Genomic DNA, 20286 nt, shown 5'->3' on the forward strand with positions numbered 1-20286 from the left:
ATCACTCCTTTAATCTGGTATTTAAGTTACGCATTGAATAAAAATATTGTCACTGACTTTTATTATCTGTTGAATCTTTTTTTAAAACCGTTATCCCGACAGGAATATAAAATGAGCCTCCGTTTGTTGATATTTCAACCTTTCCAAGTACAAGAATTTTATTTCCGGCCTTATTTGTGTCAATTATAATTTCTATTATCTGCTCTGAACCAGTACTGAAAGAATCAGGTAATACACTAATCCAGTCTCTGTCTGAACTTACAGAGCCTTTTAAAATTCCGTCACCCTTATTTGATAAAACTGCATTTACCTGCACGATATCTCCTGCATTTACATCTTTCAGCATAATTTTTTTTGGTGAAATCTCTGCACAGGGAGCTTTTCCTGCGGCAACTGTGACTGGAATTTTAAAATTTCCGCTGTTTGACAAAAAATATATATTTCCTGCAAATTTTAATCCCTCAAAATCAGAAGGAATTATTGATTTGTCGATTGATATTTCAACATCTGCTTTTTTTGCAGTCGAAAAGTCTTTATTTTTTATTATTATCCATTTTCTGTCTGAGCTTAATTTTCCTGATAATATACCGTCTCCTGCATTTTCAATTTCAAGCTTGAAACTGAGGCTTTTATCCTTTGATTCACTTTTTATGGAATCATTTTCAAGCAATCTGAAATCAATATGCCGGGTAGAAAATTTAGCGAGAGGCGTAAAAATCTTCGCAGGCCTGGACTCGTCTGCAAAAGGCTTTTTGCTGATAAAAGGAGATTTTTTTGCATTATTTTTTTCCGGAGGAAAAATATCGCAGTTATTTTTTCCGGAAGCTTTTATTCTGCACCACGGGCAGAAGTCAAGATGGCCTGAGTACCAGTGGTTGGAGTTTACCTTGCACTGCCGGATCTGGTTGAGCTCTTCTCTTAGTATCTCTGCCCACTCTAAAGCAGACGGCCTTAAATTTTTATTCTTATGTCCTGATACAAAACAGCGGCTGAACAAATCTCTTACAGCCGGAGGGATTATCGAATATGACGGAGCATGTTTTGGAGGAAAGATATCAGGGGATCTTCTGACATACGGAAAAAAGCCAAACATAATCTTCTGTTCTGTTGTTGGATACTTTGAAATGCCGTTTCCCCTTGCCTGAAATGGATGATAACCATTCATTAAAAGCTTAAATATTATAACCCCAAGCGCAAAGAGATCGGAATAATATCTGTCAATATTTTCGTCCCTGAAATTTCTGCCCATTAGTTCCGGCGGCAGGAAATCACCTGTTGCGACTTTTGTATAATAGATTTGTTTCTTTTCCTTATCCTCAATCTGAAAGGAGTCACAGTCAATAATTGAAACTGCTGAAGTCCTTGCAACCAGAATGTTACTTGCGCTTATATCCCCGATTCTGTGCCCTTTTTCGTGAATAGCGGCGATAACAAATGATATGTTGAATGCCGCTGTTAAAAGATAAAGCCATGAAAATGAACCACCCATAAGTTTTAGTCTGTCTTCAGGGTCATAGTAACGATGAACCTCCTTAAAAAGCGAGGTATCAACAAAAGGCATTACAAATCCGATAAATTTCGTATTTTTTTTATCTGAGTCATATAATAATGAAACAGGCCATGCAATGGAGCTTGTCCGAAGACCAAATCTTTGACCTGTCAGATTATCACCCGGAGGATTTTTTAGCATGGCGGAAATTTTATCCTTAAGTTCCGGAGTTAACTTGTCCTTAAAATAAATCTTTGCGCAAAGCCCGGGTTCATTTTCTATGGCATATATTGCACCCTCACCTCCGGTCTTAACCGGCCCTGAAAGTGTTATTCTTTTTTTGTCTTCGGAAAAAACAGTCAGCTTCTGCATCAGAACTCTCTTGTAGTATTCTTTTTTATTGCAGATATTACAAGGGTTTTGTCATCATCAGACACTTCATTTAATTTTTCAGACAAAAGAAGTGATTCAACATCAAGACAGGATTTTGATTCATCTTCTGTAGAATGTGAATAAGAAAAGAGCGGTTTAAAAAAAGGGATAAATGGTATGTATTTTGCATCTTCTTTTACTAAAATTGCCCTCTGGCATCCGTCTGTGAATACGGCAACAGAGTCTGCGCCTGATATATTTTCATTTATCCTTAAATTTAAAGACCAGTTTTCAGAAGTTATTGGAGTAACCTCATTTATGTATTCTGACTCTGCAGGCTCCATTATAATTTCAACATCACCGTTTTTAAACCGCCCGACAACCCCGCCGTCTCCAATTTGTCCTGCATTTACTGAATTTTTGTAGATAAAAACGACAATTAAGGTGCATGCAAGCTCATTTATTGGGATTTCCCTTTCTGCTGAATATTCTTTTATTTCTGAAACAGCAGATTCAAAGCATTCTTTTATTATCTGACAATTTTTTGTAATGTCCGCAGATGTGCTGTTGTCACTATATTTTACAGAGAAGTGCCTCCTTGCCGTCTCTGCCGCAGCATTTACTGCAATTGATGCTCCAGTGTCAGAGTGTACTGCGCTTCCAAGTCCGTCTGATACTGCAATTACAGCAGAATCATCTCCAAATTTTAGATATTTAAAAGCATCCTGGCATACAATATTCCTTTTGATATGAGAACTCCCGGTTGCTTTTGCACCAAAGATAAATATCCTGTTCTTCTCGATTATTTTTTGATTTTTTGGATATTTGGAAGACTCTGAAATTATTTTAGAATTTATATTTTTTGAAATTTTTAAATTGTCCAAATCTCTTAAATTCTTAGAATCTTTTTTAATTTCTGGCTTTGACATGGAATACTCCTGAATATTATCTTAAATATGTCTGAAATTCTCCTAAAAAATTAGTCTGGAAAACAGTAAATTTCCGGATATAAAAGATTGATTTTAAAATCACCAAAATCACCTGAATTTATGCTTATTTTGTGTTTTGATTACAAATCAAAATTTATTTGAATGGATTTGATTTAAATTTCTTTTTGAGAAGATTAAATTGAAGGGATTTCTCCCCATCCATTTGTTCCAAAAGGATCATCGAGGATTACCTGTTCACCCATTGTTGATGCAGAGACCTTTGTCTGGCTCTTAGAAAGCCACAAAAACATCTCTTTGAAATGGTTTTCTTTTAATTTTATTGGTGTTCTTGCAGGCGGTGATATTTTTTTAAGGGTCTCCATATCGGCTGAGTCAACGCCGACTGCGAAGAACAAAAACCTTCCCTCATCCTCGCCTTTGTGAATCTCTGATACAATTTCATTCCATTTATCATCCCCTTCAGACATGTCGGTCGGCTCACCGTCTGTTATTAAAAATATCCAGGGGCGGTAGTAATCAATTCCCTCTTTTTTGTATTCGTTTTTCCTCTTTTCAAGAATATCAAGAGTCTTTTTGATGGCATCCCCCATAGGTGTCAGGCCGTCTGCAATAAGTTCAGGCGGGTTGAAATCCTCTACTGATGAAAAATCATGTGCAACCTCAACTTTGCTTCCAAAGGTTATTACAGATACATCAACTCTTTTTCTTGCCAGTTCGTCCTGCTCAATCTCTTCTTTGAAAATCCTTATCCCTTCATTGAGCTGAGAAATTTTATCTCCGATAACCATTGAGCCGGATACATCAAGGAGAAGTATTGTCGGGCAGTGCGGCTGTTGAGGATAAGCTATCTCTACAATATCTTCAAGTGTCATATTAAACCTCATTTTGCTTGAAATAAGCTCTGATGCTTTGATATTAGGGCGAATGATATAAATAGATAATTGATTTAAAAAAAGGGCTGGATTAGAAATTTTACTCTGCAGTCAGTTATCCGGATAAAGTCAATCCATCAGTTGATTAAAACTGATTTGAATTGAATTTTATAGATTTAAATTGACTTAAACACACAGAATTACACGCATGATTTCTGTGTTTTTTTGTGATTATTTTTGATTATTACTGACTGTTTTTAATCTTTGATTGTCAGGATTCCGACTACAAGAAGCATTACTCCAACCAAAGCCACAACAAGCCCTAATAGACCTTTAATGACAAATATTAATTCATCCAGGAAATAATAAGCCCCGTATACTCCTGCTATCAGAAGGATGAGTCCTAAAATTAACATTCCAAGTGCTGTTTTATCCATAATTATGACCTCGTTTAATTTGCAATAGATGTATTTTTATCAGCATTACATTTTAAAGCTATCCGATAATTTAAGAAAAATCTGATATTATAATTACAGATTTAGGTTATCTTTTTACTGTTGTGGTCAAATATTATTTTACAGCATTTTGGGGAAAGAATGAAAATAACCGTAGTCGGTGGAGGATATGTCGGTCTTGTTTCAGGTGCATGCCTTGCAGATTTGGGACATGATGTTACAATTATAGATACAGTCTCTGCCAAAGTTGATATGATTAATTCAAAAAAGCCTCCGATTTATGAAAAGGGGCTTTTGGATATTTTAAAACGAACAGTTGGCAAAAATCTCACTGCATCAACAAAGTATGAAAATGTGTCAGAATCAGACGTATCATTGATTTGTGTCGGAACACCTCCAAAAAAAGACGGGTCTGCAAATCTTGATTATATCAAATCTGCCGCGGCCTCAATTGGAGAAGAGCTGAAAAAGAAAAGTGAAAAATACCACGTTGTAGCTGTTAAAAGCACAGTTCCTCCCGGAACCACTGAAGGTATAGTTAAAACAACAGTTCTTGAATATTCAGGAAGAAATGATGAGGATGTCGGTTTTTCCATGAATCCTGAGTTTTTAAGAGAGGGCCTCGCAGTGGAGGATTTCATGCACCCTGACAGAATTGTCATAGGAAGCAGTGATAAACGGGCAGGAGATGTGATAGAACAGATGTATGAAAAATTAAACGGAGATGTCCTGCACACCGGAATAACTGCCGCTGAGATGATAAAATATACATCTAATGCATTTCTGGCGACAAAGATATCCTTTTCAAACGAGATTGGAAACATCTGCAAAAGTCTTTCTATAGATGTATATGAGGTGATGAAGGGAGTCGGGATGGATCACAGAATTTCACCGTATTTTTTAAATGCCGGTGCAGGATTTGGTGGAAGTTGTTTTCCAAAGGATGTATCCGCGCTTGTATCTTTGGCAGAAGAAAAAGATCAGAATCCAATTTTGCTTAAATCAGTTCTTGATGTGAACAAAACACAGCCTCTAAAGATGACTGAAATTTTAAAAAGTCGTCTTTGTTCATTAAAAAATAAAAAAATTGCAGTCTTAGGGCTTGCATTCAAGGATAATACCGATGATATCCGAGATTCGCGCTCAATTCCTGTAATTGAAGCACTTATTTTGGAAGAAGCAGATGTTTTTGCATTTGATCCTATGGCATCAGACAATATGAAAAATATATATCCTGAAATAAACTACTGCAAAACAGCGTTAGAAGCCCTAAAAGATGCAGAAGGATGCCTTGTTATGACAGAGTGGCCGGAATTTTCAAAACTAAATGATGAGTTTAACCAAATGAAGTCAAAAATAATAATCGAAGGAAGACACATTCTAACAATTGATGAAAAGGAGGGCATATGCTGGTAAAACAGGGCCTGATTCCTGCCGCAGGTTCCGGAACAAGGCTTGGTCCGTTTACAAACGCAATTCCAAAGGAGCTTTTGCCTGTCGGCGACAAGGCTGTAATTGAGCATGTAGTCTGCGCAATGCATCTTGCAGGAATAGAAGAGATTGTTATTGTTACAAGCCCTCATAAACACGGCCTTTCTGATTATTTCGGCTCCGGGAAGAAGTTTGGCGTTGATTTCACATATGTTGTCCAGGATGAAAGAAAAGGTCTTGGCGATGCTGTACTTTCCGGCGAGCATGTAATCGATGGAAATTTCACTGTTGTTTTGGGGGATAACTATTTTTCACCCAAGACTTTCCTAAAAGATCTGATTGATTTTCACATTGAGAAGAAAGGGGAGACGACTGTTGGTGTCGCTGAAGTTGAGGATGTAACACGGCATGGAATAATTACTCCTGATGGTTTCAGAGTTTTGGATATGGTTGAAAAACCACCAAAAGAGGAGGCAAAAAGCAGTCTTGGTGCACTTGGTGCCTACGTGTTCAGCACTGGCATTTTTGATGCAATAAAAGATACAAAGCCCGGTTACAAAGGTGAAATTCAGCTTACTGATTCTATCAGACTTCAGATTGAACAGGGCAGAAATGTTCTCTACAAAAAAATTGACGGAATACACATAGATGTCGGGACACCGCGTGATCTGATGAGGGCAAATGAATGGTACTTAAGCCATGATGAAAATGGAAATTGCAAAAAATAATTTTTCAATCAGGGATTTTGGTTCTCATTAAAGATCAGCCTTTCAGATTATTTTTTTTATTATCAAAATTTTCAAAACAATCTGCAAACGCGAAAAAACCATGACCCGGGGGAGAGAAATACCCATTTTATTTTAATGGATAGAATATGGTGATGTAATATGCCTGCCGGAAAAATGACCATAGGAAGCTTTTCGCACATGACATATCTGTCACAGAAGGCTCTTCGTCTCTATGATAAAAAGGGTGTCCTTGTCCCCGGATTTAAAGACAGATTTACAGGGTACCGCTATTACACAATCGACCAGATAGAGGATGCTCTAAAAATAAAAGTTCTTTCAAAACTCGGATTCGGGCTTTTGGAGATATCTGAAATTTTAAGGGCTGTCGGAGATGGCGATGACAAAACGGTAAGCCTTCTCATATCCAAAAAGCACAGGGAGACTATGGAAGAGATAGGCAGGCTTGAGAAAATTGAGTCTCTTTTAAATCAAAAAAGAGATTTTATGGAGTTATTTGAGATGAATGTATCAAAACCCGTAGTAAAGGATTCTCCTGCATTAAGGATACTCTCAGCCCGCAGAACCGGAACTTATGAGCAGATATGCTCTGAAATTTCAGAGGAGTTAATCAGGATTATAAACAGCCCTGAAAACCGGGAAAAAGGTGTCAGGATAACAGGGCCCTGCATGTCGCTATGCTATGACGAGGAGTACCGTGAAAATGATGCTGATATTGAGATGGCCATTCCTGTCCGAGGACAGGTGGTATCTGACAATCCTGCATATTCTGTGAGGACAATTCCTGCATGCACTGTTGTATCAGTAATCTACAAAGGGCCTTATGAGCACGAGGGATTTTCTGCTGCATTTGGAAATGCGTTTAAATTCATTGCAGAAAATAATCTTGAGTCTTTTGGCCCTGACAGACAAATATATCTTAACGACCCTTCTGAGACAGACTCAAAGGATCTTTTAACAGAAGTCCAGATACCTGTCAAAAAATTCTGATTAAAGAAGAATAATCAGTATTTTTTTATTTTGTAACTTTTAATTTGTAACTAAAGAGTAAATCAAAAGGTCGGTTTCACTGTCAAATCCAAAGAGGGAGAATCCGCTCTTTTCTAGAACCCTTACTGATGCGATGTTCTTCTTTTTTGTTTTTGCAGTAATCCGGATGTTATTTTTAAAACCATTGACGTTTTTTATTATTGCACTAACTGCCTCTGATGCAAAGCCATTATCCTCAAACTGCTTTAAGACTGAATATCCAAGCTCTAAAGTGCCGTCATCCTGTACAATAAATCCGCCGCTTCCAATTAGAATATCTTTTTTTGACTCTTCATTTAAAATCCAGTAATAGTTGTAAAGTTTATTTTCCCTAAATAGGGTTAAAAAAATTTCAGACACCCCCCGGCTTACAGATTCATGCGGCCAGTTTTTTGGAACAGTGATTCCAAAAAGGCTTTTTGGAAAATTATTTCTGTTTATTTCATATTCAAGCATGCTTAAATCCGCCGGAATTAATGTAAGCCTGGCTGTTTTTAGTGGTTTAAAATTCATATCGGCTCCTAATTTTTTTTGCAATTTTTTCATTTAGCATTATCTGATTTTGTTAAACAGTGCATGAAAAAAATACACTATTTAAATATCTTATTTTGAATTTATGAATCAGCCAGATATTCATATACTCCTTTTCTGTCGTATCTGTGCTCTGCTATGTAATTGTAAATGTTTACAAAATTATTGTATTGGTTTACGAGCGCTTCAAGAGAAGATGATTTTTTGTTGTATTCAGATATCATACTGTTGTAGGAAGATACATTGCGGTTGTATTCAGCGATATTCCCGCTGTCTTTAAGAATTTTCATCTTTTCTTTGAATGCGGAGATTTGATCTGCCATTCTTTCAGCCTCGGCCTTATCCTCAATTATCTGCTTTTCAGTATCATATGTAAATTTTAGCGCTTCATTCATCTTTTGATAGATGAATAAAACATCCCCGCAACTTTGATACGCAATTGTGCCTTTTCCTGCCGAAATAATATACGGGTCTGATTTTATAGAAGCATTATCATCAGTCTTAATTTCAGGCCAGCCGATGTAACTGTAGCCTGTTACTTCAGCGTATGCATACCCTGTGTTTTTGTATGTGCAGATATCAGATTTTATACCTACAGCCATATGCTCTTCTGCCTCAAATTCAAAAAGTGCGACATCATACCCTTCTTTTGCAAGAAGTGCCGCCGCAAGAATACTTTTGTCATCGCAGTCACCTGAGTTTTCATAAATGGTTTCAACTGGAAATTTCGGCTGTTTTCTTGTATCGTCAGTCCTGTAGGGAATTGACTGTGCATAGGCAAAAATAAGTTCTGCATACCTGTCAGAATCAAGAGACATCTTCTGCTTTATTTTTTGAAATTCTTCAAGAATTGGAATGTAAACCATATCCATTGCAGGAGAAATCATAAATGAACTGTAATATTCATCATACCATTCGTTTGAAGATAATTTTTCGGGGTTTAAGTATGCAGACTTATCTGAGTTATATGCGGCAGAATAAATTCCCATATCGATCGGAACTGTAAGGTTAATCTTTCTGTTCTCAAAATTAAAGGAATGAGTGATATAATTATAATCTCCTGTTACAGAGGAAGTCCCGACATGAGGAAACCTGTCAGTTTTTGCAGGCAGAAATTCTCCTGTGCATCCGGCTGAAAGAACAAAGAGCAGAATTAAAATTGCGCTTAATAAAAGGAGTGAAATTTTTGCCGGCATTTGATATCACTTTATTTTATTAGTTCTACAATAAATATGATTGTCAGAGACAAACACTCTTCCAGAGCCTGGATAAATCCTAAAGTAGATGACAGTTCAGGTGTTTATGGTGCAGGTGTTTATGTTTCGCAATACACTTTAGCATCCCGGCAGAACTGCGTACAACTGCTAAGCATCACCCGGGAATTTTACAGAGATATTGTTGGTCTTATTTTTATTGAACCTGAGGTTACTGAGTTTGCAGATTTTATAAGCGAAAGTGTAATCGCAGGTTAAGACAGACTGATTTGTGCGGTAAAAAAAGCGTAAATCAGATTCCTGTGGTGTAGATAAACGCCTATCTTCCTGTTGAATTAAAATATTATTAAAACTGAGGCATATATTAAAACAGAGCCGGATTATTATGAGCAGGAAAAAATTCAAATCAAAAAGCCTTCATTGTCCTGTGTGTGATTCTCCTGAGATATTTACTGTCGTAGGAGGATATGCAGGAAATATTTACAGGTGCAAAAGCTGTGGCTATCAGGGTGCACTTGTTGTTGAGCATGACAATGATTTATCTGATGAGTTCGAAGAGGCTTTATCCTACAATACAAAAGAAGAAGACGAAAATCTTTTGGATTCAAAAGAAAAAACTGCCCTTGAAGTTCTGCTCATGGTTATTATTATTATGGGATTATATTTGATTTACATACGATTCTGATGGCAGTAACAGTTCATAGTGATTTAGTTCATATAGATTTTTTTTCTGCCGGGTTGTCTTTAAATCCCGGAAGTTTTCTTATATGACGGACAAGAAAGCCTATTGAGAGTGCCGCGGCAATTGTTCCTTCTCTTACACCAAAGAGATTGCCCATCAGGGCAAATGAGAGTATGACTGCCAGTATTACCATTGAGCTGTCAGTCACGATTTTGACTTTTCCAAATTCAATCCGAAAGATGCCTGATATTACAAGAACAAGTGAATCAACCGCCATCATTAAAACATTCGCCTTTAAAACCATTGCAAGACCTAATGCAATTGCAAAAAAGCTTAGAATACAAAATATCCACTGCATCAGGTATCCTGATATAGGAATAAATGAGACAAAGAACATGTTGATATCGGTAAAAAGGCTGAATACAAAGATGACCAGTATTTCAAGCCACTTGTAAACTGAAAAATCACTTCTTAAAAGCAGGTACTGAATAATTACAAAAAGAAGATTCATCAAAAAAGTCCATCCTCCGATTGTCAGCGGAAGAGCCAGACTTAAAACGTAAGGGATGCAGGATATCGGAGATGTGCCGAGTTCGGCTTTTGTTGAGAGTGCAACCCCAAATGTCATAATATACAGACCGGCTGTCATTAAAATCCATCTCAGCACCTGTTGTCTTCTCATAATCCGGATATATCATTTGAGTTTAATGCATACAAACACTCTGTTTTTTTTATTTTTTTAACTCTTTCATTATCTTTTTGTCTCGTATATTTTTTCTGTATATTTTTTGTTCTGGTTTCAGATTTTTGGATTTACCACGAAAAGCAACTCTGATTTTCATGATAACAGTTTATGAAAAATTAGTTTCATGAATGTTTTGACAAAGACGGGTTTGATTACACAAATATTTATCCGATTATGCCAGATAATATTAAACAAATGTCAAAGGCTTTTTTGGGAAAACTTGTTTTAAACTGGTGTGATGAATGTCACACTCCTGTACTTGGTAAAAAATGCTCATGTGGTTCTAAGACCAGAGCTGTTCTGCTCACACCTCCTGGAGACATACGACCTGCATTTAAAGCTGATATCGATCATATAAACAGCCTTTATGAGAATCAGTTTGGAAAAAAGCTTATTCCAAAAGGGCATATTGTAATTTTAAATAAAATACCTGATGTTGACAGGATGGAAGAGGTTGTGATGGGAGGCGCAGTTATCTGCGCATACAGGTATATCCCATCTGAGAAAAGATGGGAGCTATTGCCCCGCGTTCATGCCTCTAAATATGCAATTCCTAAAAGAAAATTTGTTGTTGCAGATGATGGCGCAATTGATTCAATTAAGACCGGTTCAAGTGTTCTTGCACCAGGACTGGTTGATATAGAAGAAAGCGTTTTAAAAGACGATGAAGTATTTATTCTTTCAAAGGCGGGTGAGTGCATCGCCGTTGGGCGTGCACGTGAGAATGCATCTGATGCAAAATTAATGGAAAGAGGCTCTATTGTCAGGACAAGAAAGACAAAGCCCGATATATGCATACCGGGAGAGGCTTCATGGGAAAAGGCAATAGAAGCAAATCGTATAATACTTGAAAATGTGGAGACAGAGGCTGTCGGATTTGTAAAGTCGGTTGTCAGCAAAAATCCTGATCTTCTCTGCAATGTTTCATACTCCGGTGGAAAAGACAGCCTTGCAACTCTGCTTATAGTTTTAAAGGCAATTGGAAAAGTGCCGGTATTATTCTCTGATACCGGACTTGAATTTCCGGAAACATACAAAAATATCGAAGATGTTGTAGAAAAGTACGGGCTTGAGATTATAAAAACAGGTGCAGGAGAAAAATTCTGGGAGACTTTTGAGGTTGAAGGGCCTCCGGCCGTTGATGTGAGATGGTGCTGTAGTGTATGTAAGCTTATGCCTGTAAAGGAGATTATAACTGAAAAATGGGGTGAGTGCCTCTCATTTATAGGACAGAGAAAATATGAATCTCTTGCAAGAATGAAAAGCCCGCGTGTGTGGAGAAATTTTAAAGTTCAGGTTCAGCTTTCAGCTGCGCCAATCCAGCACTGGACTGCGCTTCATGTGTTTTTATATCTTTTTAAGGAAAATGCTCCTTATAATGTTTTGTATGAGCAAAGAATTGACAGAATCGGATGCTTTATGTGCCCGTCAAGTGATCTTGCCTCATTTGAAATTATAAAAGCAGAATATCCTGATCTCTGGGAAATATGGGAGAAAAAACTACAAATCTGGGCGGAGAAAAACAATCTCTCTGAAGAATGGATAAAGAATGCTGAGTGGAGGAAAAGAGGCGGAGAGGATGACACGAGTAATTATTCTTGATTACGGGCTTGGAAATCTAAGAAGCGTAAAAAAAGGTCTTGAGAAGGCAGGTGCAGAGGCGCAAATATCATCAGATCTTGATGTAATGGCATCCGCTGACGGGGTAGTGCTTCCGGGAGTTGGTGCGTTTTCAGAAGGTATGGAAAAGCTTGAGAAGATGAAGTCTGCACTTTATGAGTATGTAAAAGACAGACCTGTTCTTGGAATCTGCCTTGGTATGCAGATGCTTTTGGATGTTGGAGAAGAATATGGAGTACATGAAGGTTTAAAGCTTGTTCCTGGCGCAGTCAGGCATTTTCCGGTAAATGATTCCTTTAAGATTCCTCATATGGGATGGAATAATATTGAAATAACCCAAAAAAGTCCGCTTTTTGAGGGAATTGAGAATCAAAGTTATGTTTATTTTGTCCATTCCTATTATGCAGATACAAAACCGCAATACACACTTACAAAAACAGACTATATTTGTCCTTTTGCCTCATCCATCAGAAACAAAAACGCATATGGAACACAGTTTCATCCGGAAAAAAGCGGCACAACCGGACTTAAAATTCTTGAGAATTTCATAAATCTTTTATAGATTTATAGATTTACCGATTTATCAGCACAATTTTTTGTAAACAGGGATTTTGAAACAAAGGTTTCAAGAAAAATTACTGCATAATAAAACGAAAATATGTAACTCAAAAGATTTTAACAAAAAAAATTTGAAAGAAATATGATTTTATTTTTTTTATGGTAGAGGTAATAATGTTGTTAGTATTATCTTTTCTATTCAGTCGTTCAGATATAGACGATTTAGTGTTTCTAAAAAACTGTCGTATGCGTTATAGCAATGGTAAACTGTCATAAAAACATCACCAAATTATTATTCGCTTTAAAATAATATAAGAATATTTGATAATATTTGATAATTATAATTATTTAATATGTAAAATCAATTGTGATTTCTACAGGTGAAACTGAGAGAATTATAATTGTAAAAATGAAAATCAAGCGTTTTTTAATTATCTTGTAAGATAATTAGTTACTTTAAAGAATAATGGGGCCACCGCGATTTGAACGCGGGTCAGAAGACCCCCAGCCTCCTAGGATGGTCCAGGCTACCCTATGGCCCCGATAAAAATACCATAGTATATTTGAAACACTTGTTTATTTAATTTCTCTTTTAAACCTGAAAAATTCATGAAACAATTATTTTACATAATGTTATTGTTTAAATCATTACATTGCTGTGTAAATTATTCTGTTAAATTAGATTTTTATTTTTTTAAATTCCTCAACATTTTTTGTCAGTTCTGAAAGTTCCGAACAGGTAATATTCATTGTACTGTTGAGATCATCTACTTCATCAAGAAGCTGACTTACTCTTCTTTGCATCAAATAAAGAAGAAACAACAGGAAAATAATAACCAGACCAAATAATACTATTATAAAAAATTCTGCACCAAAATGAAACATTTTTACTTCCTCCTTTTAATTATAGAGCTTGTAAGGCGATCAAGGAATTTTTCATTTGAATCCTTGTTTAACTCCTTTTCCTTAACATCCACTCCTGCAATTTCTGCTGCTATTTTTTTGATTTCAACTGCCGCAGGTGAATTTGGGTATTTAACAACCACCGGTGTTTTATAAGCGGAAGCTCTTCTGACATTTGGGTCATCCGGAATAATGCCTATTACTTTCACTCCTAAAACTTCCTCTATCTTATGGATGCTAATATCAGTTTTTTCAAGCGTTGCTCTGTTTAAAATTGCTCCTTTTATTTTACCACCCACCAGTTCCGTTAAAATTTTTGTTTTAAGAGCGTCTACCATAGATGAAATTTCAGGGTTTACAACTAAAATAACTTCATCAGCAATTGCAAGGGGTATAACACCATCTCTGCTGATTCCTGCAGGAGCGTCTAATATAAGAATATCACATTGCTGAATAATCTCTTTCATCACATCATGCAGGTGTTCAGGATCAGCATTCTGAAAGCCCTGAAGTGAAATTCCGCTTGGTATTACCTTAACGCCGAATGGGCCTTCATAAATGGCTTCTGATATTGAGGCCTTTCCTGCCAGAACTTCATGCAGAGTTACAGGAACATTTTCAAGACCAAGGACTATTCCAATATTTGCCATGCCCATATCAGTGTCCATAATGTATGTCTCTTTTCCATAATGAGCCAGCATTGTACCAAGATTTACTGATAATGTAGTTTTTCCGGTACCGCCTTTCCCAGAAGCAATTGTATATGTAACAACCATAATGATCTTAAAAATTAATTTATACTATTCGTAATCAAATTCCTGATTATTTATATTGTTCGAACATTAGTCAGAATAACTAATACTCTAATCTGATATACCTTTTTTGTTGCAATTATTTCTAATTTTTAAAAATATTGTAATAATATTTCCATTTTAACTTTTAAAAGTAATTGAAAAAATGAAGTTTTTGATTTACATGAAAAAGTTACATCAAAAAAGAGTTATTTGAATATTGTATGAATTTTCACATGAAAGTTACTTCGTAACTTACATGAAACCATACATGAGATGATAATTTCATGAAATATAATTTCATGGATGTTTTTATAGAAAAATGTGTTATATGGGAAATTATTCAAGCATTGTATAATTGTTATCCAACAATCCTAAAACATTTAAGGAATAATATCTGCCAAATGTAATAAAAGGAACACTTATCAAAAGAGATATTGGAATCATGCACAGAATGAATAATATCAGCAGAATAATAAATGCAATAGCAAAGCTGCCAGGATTTAATCCAACTGCAATTAATCCGACAATAAAAAAGGGAATTGCCAGAACAAGTGCGGCAATCATAATTGCAATAAACATTAGAATGAAAACAACAATTCCAATTATAATTCTCATAATAAGATAAATTATTGTCTGACTCCAGTCTGTTTTTATAACTCCCCAGCACTTTTTCCATCCTTCAATCAGTTTGCAGTTTTCCTTAATCATTATTGGAACGACAAAATCTACTGTAAAGAGCATTATAATGCCTATTGGAATACTTAATAAAAGAACCAAAAGGAAAATAGAGATAAAAAATCCCACTTTTTGCATAGAGTCGATAGATACTGAGGCAAAACCCATAATCATCATAAATACTGCGATCATGATGACTGCAATCAATAATCCTCCAATAACAAGTTCAAAACCAAAAAGTCTTGCGCCTCTTTTAGTATTAGTTTTAAAATATTTTCGAATAGCAAATTCATTCTTTGAAAGACACTCAACAAACAGGTATTGAAAAACACATGATATGTATCCGAAAATCAAAGCAAGTATGATAATTACAGCAACCACTCCCAAAATAACAGGCAGTTGATCCATAAAAAGATCCGAACCTGCAAAAGAAGAAGGCATTTCAGTCGAATCCGTTCCTGAAGTGAACTGGAAAGGATTGAATGAAGTAAATCCGCCGATAAACAAAGATATTAAAGCAATTCTCAACCATATGCCTTTATTAAAAGGCCACAGAAGTCTTTTTGTCCTCTCTATTGCCGGATCAATGCTACTGAATGCATAATAGTCAGACATAATTATACCTGATTAGAAGTAGGATATAAATATGGAGGTCAGATAAATTCCCTGACCTCATCTAAAATATTTCCTGCAAGCTGTGTGCTCACTTCTTCATTTACCATAAGAGTGTCAAATTTCAATGCACCGTTAATTATTTCCTCATCTCTGATATCCTGTATAAAGATATCAGTGAATTCACGGTAAAGTGAATATGTGCCCTTTGATGACGGCTCTATATTCCAGGCCTCCATTAATTCTTTCGCAGGGCCGCTTATGGGATTTTTGCTTATAAAAGGACTTACTGAAACAACAATTTTTTCATTCAAAGCTTCTTTTATTCCTTCACATTCAAGAATAGGAGATATACTTGTTACAGGATTGGATGGCCCCAGAATGACAACATCTGCATTTTCTATTGCATTAAGACACTCTTTGGTTGCTGATGGTTTTATATTAAAAGTTCTTACAACATCTTTTATTGAAACATTTCCTCTGTGTCTGACCCAGTATTCCTGAAAATGTATAAGACCATTCTTTGTAAGAACATTCGTTGTAACTTCTGTGTCGGTCATCGGCAGAATATTTGCCGATACGCCAAGTTTTAAAGAAAGATTTTTAGTAGCTTTAGTGAGTGTAAATCCCTCTTTTAGCATCCTTGCACGTGCTATATTAACAGCCCTGTCTTTATCTCCAAGGGTGAGATAGATATCCTCACCAATATCTTTTAAAAAATCATTAGTAATCGTAGTGTCTCCTTTAATACCCCACCATGTTTCAGTATTCAAAAGTCCGGAAAAAAGGTATAGCAATGTGTCAATATCCGGAGAAAGATGGCTTCCGTAAATCCACATATCTTCTGCAGTATTTACTATAACAGAGATATCTTCGTCAGGTATTATTTTCCTAAATCCTCTGATTAGTTTAGGAGTTCCAGTCCCGCCGGAAAGGAATGTAATTTTCATTAAAAATCATATGCAGTTTATTGTAGATATAATAAGCTAAAATGAAAGCCAATGGATAAGAAAAATCAGTAAAAGGTGTTGTAAAAAATCAGATGAAAATAAAAAATGGAAAAACCTGGGTTAAATTTTTTTCGTGTATTATTTTTTCTTATATTATTATATGAATAGTTTTTTTATTCTTTATAGCTGAATCATTAATGATTAAGAAATCCGTATAATAGAATTTTGAATAGAAAATTGTTCCTGAAACTGTATGTGAGAAATTAAAATCAGCAGAATTTTTATTGGAATCAGATACACAAACAAGGGAAGTGATTTTTCTTAACTTTCATATTTTTTTATCCGGAGATTGCAGGGAATCAGACCAATGAAAATAATACAGGATCCTGTTCACGGTTATGTGGAAGTGGATGAAAAAATACTTCCTCTTCTGGATTCACCGGCAGTTCAGCGGTTAAGGTACATAAAACAGCTTGGATTTTCAAATCTTGTATATCCGGGAGCAAACCACACTCGTTTTGAGCACTCGCTTGGTGCGATGCATCTTGCAAGACTTATGAGTCTGAATCTTGGATTAAGCAGTCAGGATGTTTTGCTGGTTACTGTATCTGCTCTTTTGCATGACACAGGTCATGGGCCGTACTCTCATGCAACTGAACCGCTGATGCAACAGTATCTTGGGAAAAATCATCAGGATATTGAGTATTTAGTATTAAAGGGTCCTCTTGCAGATGAACTTTTGGCTCTTAACTTAAATCCTGAAGATGTATGTGAAATGGTCAATGGAAAACATCCTCTTGCAGGAATAATCCATGGTGATTTGGATGTAGACAGAATGGATTACCTGTTGAGGGATGCCCACTACACAGGTGTCCCATACGGCACTGTTGATGCACACCGCCTGATTCGCAGTACAAATCTCACCGATAAAGGACTTGTATTGAAGGAAAACGGGATAAATGCCGCTGAATCATTACTTATTGCAAGAACACTCATGCGTCCGGCGGTATATTTTCATCATGTCAGCAGAATTGCTGAATCCATGATTAAATTTGCGGCCCATGAACATTTGAAGGAATCAGGCTTTGAAAAAACTGCTGAACTTTTACTGATGGATGACGGACAGTTTTACAATGAGATATCCAAATCGCCCTCAGATAATGCAAGAAAGATAATTAAAGATCTTCATTTGAGAAAACTTTACAAAAGAGCGTTGTTTGTTGGAATGGATCAGGTAAGATTTTCTTCACTTCTGAAGATGATTTCTCTAAAGGATGAGAGAAGTGTTGCAAAAACCGTGTGCGAAGCCGCTGGTATAGACGATTCTGAGGTGCTTGTAGACATTCCTTCAATTCCCTCTCCAATGTCTATTGAAGTTTCGGTTAAAAACCATAATTTATTGCTGTCATTAGAAGAACTTTCACCTCTTATGTCAACACTGAATGAGACAAGAAAGAGCCAGTGGAGAATGGGCATATATACAACTCCTGAAAACAGAAAAATTGTAGAACAGACAGCTTATGAAGTTCTTAATATTGAAAAAGTTACAAAACAGGACAAACTAATAATATAATACACTGTTTAATAATCCATAATATGGTTTACATGATTTGAATATTATTTGTATGTAAGAAATGAATGATAAGCGCTTTTCATCACAAAAAAATCGCCATCACACAAAAACCACTGATTAAGTCTTTCCGGGATTTAGACCCTCATAGAAAATACGTAACTTCCTGATTTGTAAAAAAAATTTAAAAAGCAAATAAATTAAAAAGCAAATAAATTAAAAAGTAAAAAAATAGGTAAAAAAGTGCCCTAAAAAATTAATTATTATTGATTTTTTAATTACCGGTGATATAAAAAATGAAAAAATATGTTGTTGCAGTAACTGGTGCAAGTGGAATAATATATGCCCAAAGACTCCTTGAAGTTTTGTCAAAGCAGGCAGAAGTGTATGTGATTATCACAAAGATTGCCAAAAAAATAGCTGAGTATGAAATGGTAAATCTTGATGGGTTTGATGCAGTATATGTCGATGAGGATGATATGTTTGCCGGAGTTGCAAGCGGTTCATTCAGATATGACGGCATGGTTGTAATTCCATGCAGTATGAAAACGCTTTCTGCTATAAATTCCGGCTTTTCAGATAATCTTATAACACGTGCGGCTGATGTCTGTTTAAAAGAGGGAAGAAAATGCATTCTAATGCCCAGAGAAATGCCACTTTCAAGAATCCATCTTAAAAATATGCTCTCTTTAAATGAAGCAGGTGCAACTATTATGGTAATGAGTCCGGGTTTTTATAACAGACCTGAAACAATTGCAGATCTTGTTGATATGGTTGTTGCAAGAGCGCTTGACAATCTTGGAGAAGAACATGATATCGGGAAAAGATGGAGTTGTGACTGATGCGTGAATTCATAAAAAAAATGAGAGATGCAGGTCTTGTTGATGATATATACGAAGAAGTATCTTCTGTATACCAGGCTCCAAAGATTGCATCAAAGACTAATAAACTGGTTTTTTTCCACAAACTTGATGGTGATAAAAAGAGTGTGATGAATGTAACTTCTATTAGAAAGTCACTTTCCATTGCACTTGGGTACCCGGAAGAAGATATAGTAAAAAACCTGTCCAAAGCTGAATACAATGGAAATGTTGTAAACAGAGGCAAACTGTACATGATTCAGCCTGATCTTTTGTCTCTTCCGATAATGAAGCATTATCCAAAGGATGCCGGTCGATACTTAACATCAGCAATAGTTTTTTCAGAGTACGGCAACATTTCAAATGCATCAATACACAGGATGCTTGTTCTTGACAAAAATCATCTTGCGGCAAGGCTTGTGGAAGGAAGGCACACTCATAATCTCTTAAAAAGTGCCCTTTCGAATAATGAAAAGCTTCCTGTTGCAATTACAATAGGAACACACCCTCTTGTTACATTTGCTTCATGTACAAGAGTGCCTGAAGGAAAGGAGATGCCTTTTGCCGCTGAGCTCATGGGAGGGGAAATATCAGTTTTCGAATGTCCCAATGGTGTAAAAGTTCCTGATGCAGAAATTGTTCTTGAAGGATATATCACAGGAGAAAAAGCTACTGAAGGTCCTTTTGTAGATATAACAGGAACATATGATCCGGTAAGACAGGGTCCTGTAATTGAGATTACAGGAATGCACATTAAAGATGACCCGATATATCATGGAATATTGCCCGGAGGAAATGAACATAAGCTATTAATGGGAATGCCATATGAACCCAAAATTTATCGCTATGTATCAGGAGTAACAACGGTTAGAAATGTATCTCTTACAACAGGAGGATGCGGATATCTTCATGGTGTCGTACAGATTAGAAAAAACACTCAGGGGGATGCAAAGAATGCTATAATGGCCGCTTTTGCCGCCCATACATCATTAAAACATGTAGTAGTTGTTGATGAAGATATTGATATCTACAATATGGAGGATGTGGAATATGCTATTGCAACGCGTGTCAGGGGAGATGAAGATATAATGGTTATAAAAGGTGTAAGAGGCTCTTCGCTTGATCCCTGTCGTATTGGTGATGGAATGAATGTTAAGGTTGGTGTGGATGCAACTATGGTAATGGGAAAAGAAGACGAATTTATAAGAGCAGAATGGGATGACTGACA

Annotated in this window: 21 protein-coding genes and 1 tRNA gene; 10 read left to right on the forward strand and 12 right to left on the reverse strand. The window is 36.1% G+C overall.

The window, feature by feature from the left end:
- Positions 1-49 precede the first annotated feature (49 nt).
- The 4 genes from L1994_RS03770 to L1994_RS03785 form a co-directional block, all read right to left on the reverse strand.
- On the reverse strand, positions 50-1861 hold the full coding sequence (locus tag L1994_RS03770; RefSeq protein ID WP_278100352.1) for a helix-hairpin-helix domain-containing protein: 1812 nt from the start codon (positions 1859-1861) through the stop codon (positions 50-52).
- Positions 1861-2790: a PP2C family serine/threonine-protein phosphatase gene (locus tag L1994_RS03775; protein ID WP_278100353.1), complete on the reverse strand. Its 930-nt coding sequence runs from the start codon at positions 2788-2790 to the stop codon at positions 1861-1863. Before L1994_RS03775 ends, L1994_RS03770 begins: the two co-directional genes overlap by 1 nt.
- Before the next feature lie 194 nt (positions 2791-2984).
- Complete coding sequence (locus L1994_RS03780; protein ID WP_278100354.1) at positions 2985-3683, reverse strand: vWA domain-containing protein; 699 nt, start codon at positions 3681-3683, stop codon at positions 2985-2987.
- A gap of 257 nt (positions 3684-3940) precedes the next feature.
- Positions 3941-4120 (reverse strand): hypothetical protein, encoded by a 180-nt coding sequence (locus tag L1994_RS03785; protein WP_278100355.1) that lies wholly within the window; start codon positions 4118-4120, stop codon positions 3941-3943.
- A 159-nt stretch (positions 4121-4279) separates the two neighbouring features.
- Between L1994_RS03785 and L1994_RS03790 the strand changes: the two genes are divergently transcribed.
- From L1994_RS03790 to L1994_RS03800, 3 genes are all read left to right on the forward strand, one after another.
- Positions 4280-5554 carry a UDP-glucose dehydrogenase family protein gene (locus L1994_RS03790; protein ID WP_278100356.1) on the forward strand — a complete coding sequence of 425 codons (1275 nt, stop codon included), beginning with the start codon at positions 4280-4282 and terminating at the stop codon, positions 5552-5554.
- Complete coding sequence (locus L1994_RS03795) at positions 5545-6297, forward strand: sugar phosphate nucleotidyltransferase (RefSeq protein ID WP_278100357.1); 753 nt, start codon at positions 5545-5547, stop codon at positions 6295-6297. The genes L1994_RS03790 and L1994_RS03795 overlap by 10 nt, the downstream gene beginning before the upstream one ends.
- A gap of 159 nt (positions 6298-6456) precedes the next feature.
- A complete protein-coding gene (locus L1994_RS03800; RefSeq protein WP_278100358.1) occupies positions 6457-7305 on the forward strand; it encodes a MerR family transcriptional regulator in 849 nt (282 codons plus the stop codon).
- Positions 7306-7344: 39 nt separating this feature from the next.
- Here L1994_RS03800 and L1994_RS03805 read toward each other — a convergent pair whose 3' ends face one another.
- Positions 7345-7857, reverse strand: a complete 513-nt coding sequence (locus L1994_RS03805; protein WP_278100359.1) for a GNAT family N-acetyltransferase — start codon at positions 7855-7857, stop codon at positions 7345-7347.
- Between the two features lie 101 nt (positions 7858-7958).
- The gene (locus L1994_RS03810) at positions 7959-9071 is read right to left on the reverse strand and encodes a hypothetical protein (protein ID WP_278100360.1); all 1113 of its coding nucleotides are present in this window, start codon (positions 9069-9071) and stop codon (positions 7959-7961) included.
- 36 nt (positions 9072-9107) lie between these two features.
- Here L1994_RS03810 and L1994_RS03815 point away from each other — a divergent pair, with 36 nt between their 5' ends.
- Positions 9108-9347: a hypothetical protein gene (locus tag L1994_RS03815; RefSeq protein WP_278100361.1), complete on the forward strand. Its 240-nt coding sequence runs from the start codon at positions 9108-9110 to the stop codon at positions 9345-9347.
- Between the two features lie 127 nt (positions 9348-9474).
- A complete protein-coding gene (locus L1994_RS03820; RefSeq protein WP_278100362.1) occupies positions 9475-9774 on the forward strand; it encodes a hypothetical protein in 300 nt (99 codons plus the stop codon).
- Between the two features lie 28 nt (positions 9775-9802).
- On the opposite strand, the gene L1994_RS03825 is transcribed toward L1994_RS03820, so the two are convergent.
- On the reverse strand, positions 9803-10453 hold the full coding sequence (locus L1994_RS03825) for a YczE/YyaS/YitT family protein (protein WP_479686800.1): 651 nt from the start codon (positions 10451-10453) through the stop codon (positions 9803-9805).
- A gap of 258 nt (positions 10454-10711) precedes the next feature.
- Between L1994_RS03825 and L1994_RS03830 the strand changes: the two genes are divergently transcribed.
- On the forward strand, positions 10712-12118 hold the full coding sequence (locus tag L1994_RS03830) for a phosphoadenosine phosphosulfate reductase domain-containing protein (RefSeq protein ID WP_278100364.1): 1407 nt from the start codon (positions 10712-10714) through the stop codon (positions 12116-12118).
- Positions 12096-12698, forward strand: coding sequence for an imidazole glycerol phosphate synthase subunit HisH (gene hisH, locus L1994_RS03835; protein WP_278100365.1), 603 nt, complete (start codon positions 12096-12098; stop codon positions 12696-12698). The genes L1994_RS03830 and hisH overlap by 23 nt, the downstream gene beginning before the upstream one ends.
- 463 nt (positions 12699-13161) lie before the next feature.
- Here the strand turns inward: hisH and L1994_RS03840 are convergent.
- From L1994_RS03840 to cofD, 5 genes are all read right to left on the reverse strand, one after another.
- Positions 13162-13236, reverse strand: a tRNA-Pro gene (locus tag L1994_RS03840).
- A 136-nt stretch (positions 13237-13372) separates the two neighbouring features.
- Entirely contained in the window at positions 13373-13579 is a 207-nt protein-coding gene (locus L1994_RS03845) for a hypothetical protein (protein WP_278100366.1), read from the reverse strand.
- Between the two features lie 2 nt (positions 13580-13581).
- On the reverse strand, positions 13582-14373 hold the full coding sequence (gene minD, locus L1994_RS03850; protein WP_278100367.1) for a cell division ATPase MinD: 792 nt from the start codon (positions 14371-14373) through the stop codon (positions 13582-13584).
- Between the two features lie 354 nt (positions 14374-14727).
- Positions 14728-15681, reverse strand: coding sequence for a DUF7544 domain-containing protein (locus L1994_RS03855; protein WP_278100368.1), 954 nt, complete (start codon positions 15679-15681; stop codon positions 14728-14730).
- A 38-nt stretch (positions 15682-15719) separates the two neighbouring features.
- A complete protein-coding gene (gene cofD / locus L1994_RS03860; RefSeq protein ID WP_278100369.1) occupies positions 15720-16628 on the reverse strand; it encodes a 2-phospho-L-lactate transferase in 909 nt (302 codons plus the stop codon).
- Between the two features lie 367 nt (positions 16629-16995).
- On the opposite strand from cofD, the gene L1994_RS03865 reads away from it, so the two are divergent.
- From L1994_RS03865 to L1994_RS03875, 3 genes are all read left to right on the forward strand, one after another.
- Positions 16996-18201 carry an HD domain-containing protein gene (locus L1994_RS03865; protein WP_278100370.1) on the forward strand — a complete coding sequence of 402 codons (1206 nt, stop codon included), beginning with the start codon at positions 16996-16998 and terminating at the stop codon, positions 18199-18201.
- A 293-nt stretch (positions 18202-18494) separates the two neighbouring features.
- Positions 18495-19040 (forward strand): UbiX family flavin prenyltransferase, encoded by a 546-nt coding sequence (locus L1994_RS03870; RefSeq protein WP_278100371.1) that lies wholly within the window; start codon positions 18495-18497, stop codon positions 19038-19040.
- Entirely contained in the window at positions 19040-20284 is a 1245-nt protein-coding gene (locus L1994_RS03875) for a UbiD family decarboxylase (RefSeq protein WP_278100372.1), read from the forward strand. Before L1994_RS03870 ends, L1994_RS03875 begins: the two co-directional genes overlap by 1 nt.
- Positions 20285-20286 lie beyond the last annotated feature (2 nt).

Source organism: Methanomicrobium antiquum (genome assembly GCF_029633915.1).
GTDB lineage: Archaea > Halobacteriota > Methanomicrobia > Methanomicrobiales > Methanomicrobiaceae > Methanomicrobium > Methanomicrobium antiquum.